Origin of the sequence: Microcoleus sp. CAWBG27, assembly GCF_020883145.1 — a bacterium.
Lineage (GTDB): Bacteria > Cyanobacteriota > Cyanobacteriia > Cyanobacteriales > Microcoleaceae > Microcoleus.
This window is the reverse complement of sequence record NZ_JAHREU010000077.1, coordinates 1-3,905: the sequence shown is the minus strand read 5'-3', so window position 1 is coordinate 3,905 and position 3,905 is coordinate 1. Positions and strand designations below refer to the sequence as shown.

Sequence of the window (3,905 nt, the reverse complement as noted above, 5' to 3'; positions counted from 1 at the left end):
AGCGCAACTACGTGCCTTTGAGCGCTGAAGCGCAACTACGTGCCTTTGAGCGCTGAAGCGCAACTACGTGCCTTTGAGCGCTGAAGCGCAACTACGTGCCTTTGAGCGCTGAAGCGCAACTACGTACTTAGCGAAATTTGCGTTCAGATTCTTGAATTGGAACATCATTAATGCTGGCTTCACGTCTTTGCATTAATCCATTTTCGGCAAATTCCCACTGTTCGTTTCCATAGGCGCGATACCAGTAGCCTGAATCATCATGCCATTCATACTCGAAGCGGACAGAAATTCGATTATCTGTAAAACTCCACAGTTCTTTCTTTAAACGGTAATCTAATTCTTTTGCCCATTTTCGTGTTAAAAAAGCTTTGATTTGTTCCCGTCCGCTGAAGAATTCCGCGCGGTTTCTCCACTGAGAATCTTCTGTATAAGCTAGGGCTACTCGTTCTGGATCTCGGGTATTCCAGGCATCTTCGGCTGCTTGAACTTTGGCTTTAGCCGTTTCTAGCGTAAAGGGCGGTAGAGGTGGTTTGGTTTCCATAAGCTTTGTTGTTTGTGACTGGAAGGAAGTGCGATCGACTTACGATTGCTGCAAAATAATTCGGATTGCTCTAGTATAGAACTCGAATTGCGATCGATCACAATCCCCAATCTAAAATCGTACTAGGTTCCTACTTTTAATTTCTGCATAGTTTTCTGAAATCTCCACAGCAGAAATGCCAGAAACACCCATTGAGCAAGGATTCCCAATCCCACAAAGGGTATTGTTGTTGGTTTGTCGAATTGCCAAAACCCATAGCCGAATAGCGTCCAAAGTGCGGCGGTTGCAGGATTGCGATCGGGGATGAGTTTCAAATATAGGAGCATTCCGGGAGCAATAAACGACCAAATGCCCAATCCACAAATCGCCCACGCCATTGGATTGCGAAGTTTCGTCGCACAAACTTGTTGCACAAAGGTGGCGTACATTAAAATCGCATTCATTGTACACAGAACTAACAGACTTGTTTCTACAAGTTTTTTAGTGCCGATACCTATCCAAAATAGCCAAGGTACTAACAGCGCACCTACTAGGATTAGATGGATAATAACAGCCACCAACAAAGGGCTTCGATTCGACCAAATTAAGCTTTGCAACCCCGGAGAATCATAGCCTACCCACTCTAATAAAGCTTGACGTTGAGGGCAGATAGCAAGCATTAAAACCAGCAGCACCATAACGGTCAAAACGTACATAAGGATAGCTGCCAAAATGGCGTTCTGCTCATCCACCAAGCTTGTGGGTAGGAAAAAGCCTAAAGCGAGAACTTCTATACCAGCTAAAATGGCATAACTTTGCCGTTTGCCGATCGCAGTCGATCGAGGTTTGTTGAAATTCCGCAACAATATTCGCCACAGCAAAAATGCAGTAGTGCCTAACACCGCTAAACTAAAAGCGTGAGATACCAAACCTATGTTGTTAATCGGAACCAAAAACCACGAAACAACAGGATGTGGGTATCCGAATATTTCTGAATTCGCCAACAGCGGCCGCCATGTGATGTTGATGTTCCAGCCCATGTATAATGGCGCGATCGCGCAACAGGCGATCGCCCCAACTCCAAAGGCTGTTGCCTGTGGTGGGTGCGCCCTTTTCTCTGTTTCACTTGCCAGCCCGCAGAGCATCATCAGGCTGTAGCATATAGCGCATCCAGGTGCGAGCATCAGATAGACGCTGGCAATCAGGGGCAGCGAAACCCCCCCTTGCAAGCCGGCCAAGCAGTGCAGGGGAACCATCAGCCCTAGGAAAAGATACAGCAGTACGGGAACGCCCAGCATTTTACCCAGCAGAATCTGCCACGCCGGACACGGACTCAGGCGAATAAAATTCAGAGTTCCCCGTTTCTGTTCCTGTCCGATGTCGTTGACGATCGAATAACTTCCGAGGGTAAATGTTACGTAGGGCAGCATCCAAGTGATGATTTGCCACAAGTCCAGCCAGCCGTCTGAAAAGAGGCGGGAATTTGGCGAGGCAATCAGCAGTAAAATAATTTGGAAGATGACCGAAAATGAGACCGTTGCAATGACTGTGTGGGGTTTGAGTCTACCGCGAAGTTCCCGCAACAGTTGCGGGTTCCAGTTACCTAAACGATCGATCAAAACTGAGTTTGTCATCGGGGAATAGATAGATAGGATTGTTGACTGTTTCTGTTCGCTTTGCTGTCTGTTCTTGAGGTAATAAATTACCCAGAGATTTTCTCGGACAAATCACCAATTTAACTTTAGTAGTGCGATCGTCCTGCTCGGAAGACGATCGCACGCCCAGTATAACTCCGAGACCATCAGATTTCATATCAATCCTCAGCATCCGGATCGATGCCCATTGCTCGGAGTCGGGAGGCTAACTGGGTGGCTTTTCGCTCTGCTTGTTCGGCTTTTCGCTCTGCTTGTTCGGCCCTTTGGCGTTCTTGCTCGACTCTAGCCCGCTCAATTTCAACTTGTTCGGAGCCAATTAACAGCAAATTACCTTTGTCAACTGTCAACTCAGCTAATATCAAATAAAGCAAGCCAACCACAGCGGAAGCATCAACAGCAAACCGACAGAAGTGAGGGCGATGCTGCTAGCTAACAAATCGCGATCGAGTTCATATATTTCTGCTAAAATCAGCACCGAAAGAGCTGTGGGCGTTCCCGACATCAACACCAAAACCAACCTCGGATCGCCGCTCAATCCGAAAAAACTAGCACCAAATCCGATCAGCACCGGCACAATTACCACTTTTAACAGCGACGGGATTAACGCTAGTTCAAAACTTTGCCATGTTTTAATAGCTCTCAGCCGGATACCAACCAACACCAAAGCACTAGCAATTACCCCCAAAACTGCCCCCTGCAATCCCGATTCTACATTCTCAGGCAAGGGGATATTTCTTGTAAAAAAACCTATGATAAATGCCCAGAGAGCGGGAACTGTTAGCACGTCCCGAAGCTGAATCCACCAGTGATTTTTTCCATCGGAATGCCCGAAATAGCTAGCAAGAAATACACCAAATCCGTAGCTTCCGATCACGTTGTTGGTGACGCTGTACAAGACGGCCCAGTTGTTGTTATCGCTGCTGATGATTGCGGGGGTGATTGCTAATCCGACAAAGCCGGTATTCCCTAACATCGCAGCTAGGATAAAACTGCCTTGGCTCGATCGCGTCAGGGAATTTATATTTAATAGAAATAAATTAACTACAGAATGTTTGCCGTCAAAATATGGCTTTTTGACGTGGCGGGTGCTCAGCCGCCGTAATAATACCCAAGTCAACCAAGCTAAACTCGTACTGACAAATAATACGAATATGGCGATCGCCGGTGTGAATCCGACAGCACCAGAAAAATCGCTCTGACGGGCTAAAACTGCAATTTGCAGCGGTATCCCAATCCAAAACAGAAAGCGGCTCAGCAGTTTAGGAAAATCAACTGGGATGTATTGAAATACCAGCAGTCCCAAGCCAGTCCAGATCACTAGAGGCGTATAAGCGTGAAATAATGTCTCAATCATAAAAACTTAACTTGACAATTTGAAATCCCTCTACTTAATAATAGTAAAGCTAAAAATCCTTGTAGAATTTACTTTTTTTTTACCAACTTGTATTCAAATAGTCTTGTTTTTTTTCAGCTAATGTGCAGGGCGATATGGGCGATCGTATTGAACCGCCATATATTATCTCATCTACTACGGTTTTTTTTGAATTATTTAACCACAGAGAACGCAGAGAACACAGAGAAGGAGAAGAGAGAGGAATAAGTAATAATGTGCAGGGCGATATGGGCGATCGTATTGAACCGCCATATATTATCTCATCTACTACGGTTTTTTTTGAATTATTTAACCACAGAGAACGCAGAGAACACAGAGAAGGAGAAGAGAGAGGAAT

Annotated in this window: 6 protein-coding genes; 1 reads left to right on the top strand and 5 read right to left on the bottom strand. The window is 45.7% G+C overall.

Annotation, left to right across the window (positions count from 1 at the left end; genetic code table 11):
- Positions 1 to 127: 127 nt before the first annotated feature.
- The 5 genes from QZ938_RS28450 to QZ938_RS28430 all read right to left on the bottom strand — a co-directional run bounded on the left by QZ938_RS28450 (position 128) and on the right by QZ938_RS28430 (position 3,529).
- Positions 128 to 541, bottom strand: coding sequence for a nuclear transport factor 2 family protein (locus QZ938_RS28450; protein WP_293155051.1), 414 nt, complete (start codon positions 539 to 541; stop codon positions 128 to 130).
- Positions 542 to 663: 122 nt separating this feature from the next.
- The gene (locus tag QZ938_RS28445; RefSeq protein WP_293353759.1) at positions 664 to 2,154 is read right to left on the bottom strand and encodes an ABC transporter permease; all 1,491 of its coding nucleotides are present in this window, start codon (positions 2,152 to 2,154) and stop codon (positions 664 to 666) included.
- Positions 2,120 to 2,332, bottom strand: a complete 213-nt coding sequence (locus QZ938_RS28440; protein ID WP_293353757.1) for a hypothetical protein — start codon at positions 2,330 to 2,332, stop codon at positions 2,120 to 2,122. The genes QZ938_RS28445 and QZ938_RS28440 overlap by 35 nt, the downstream gene beginning before the upstream one ends.
- Position 2,333: 1 nt before the next feature.
- Complete coding sequence (locus QZ938_RS28435) at positions 2,334 to 2,555, bottom strand: hypothetical protein (protein WP_293363467.1); 222 nt, start codon at positions 2,553 to 2,555, stop codon at positions 2,334 to 2,336.
- A complete protein-coding gene (locus QZ938_RS28430) occupies positions 2,534 to 3,529 on the bottom strand; it encodes an AEC family transporter (RefSeq protein WP_293155063.1) in 996 nt (331 codons plus the stop codon). The genes QZ938_RS28435 and QZ938_RS28430 overlap by 22 nt, the downstream gene beginning before the upstream one ends.
- A 134-nt stretch (positions 3,530 to 3,663) precedes the next feature.
- Between QZ938_RS28430 and QZ938_RS28425 the strand changes: the two genes are divergently transcribed.
- Positions 3,664 to 3,905, top strand: a 242-nt coding sequence (locus tag QZ938_RS28425; protein WP_293365663.1) for a hypothetical protein, incomplete at its 3' end; no start/stop codon positions are given.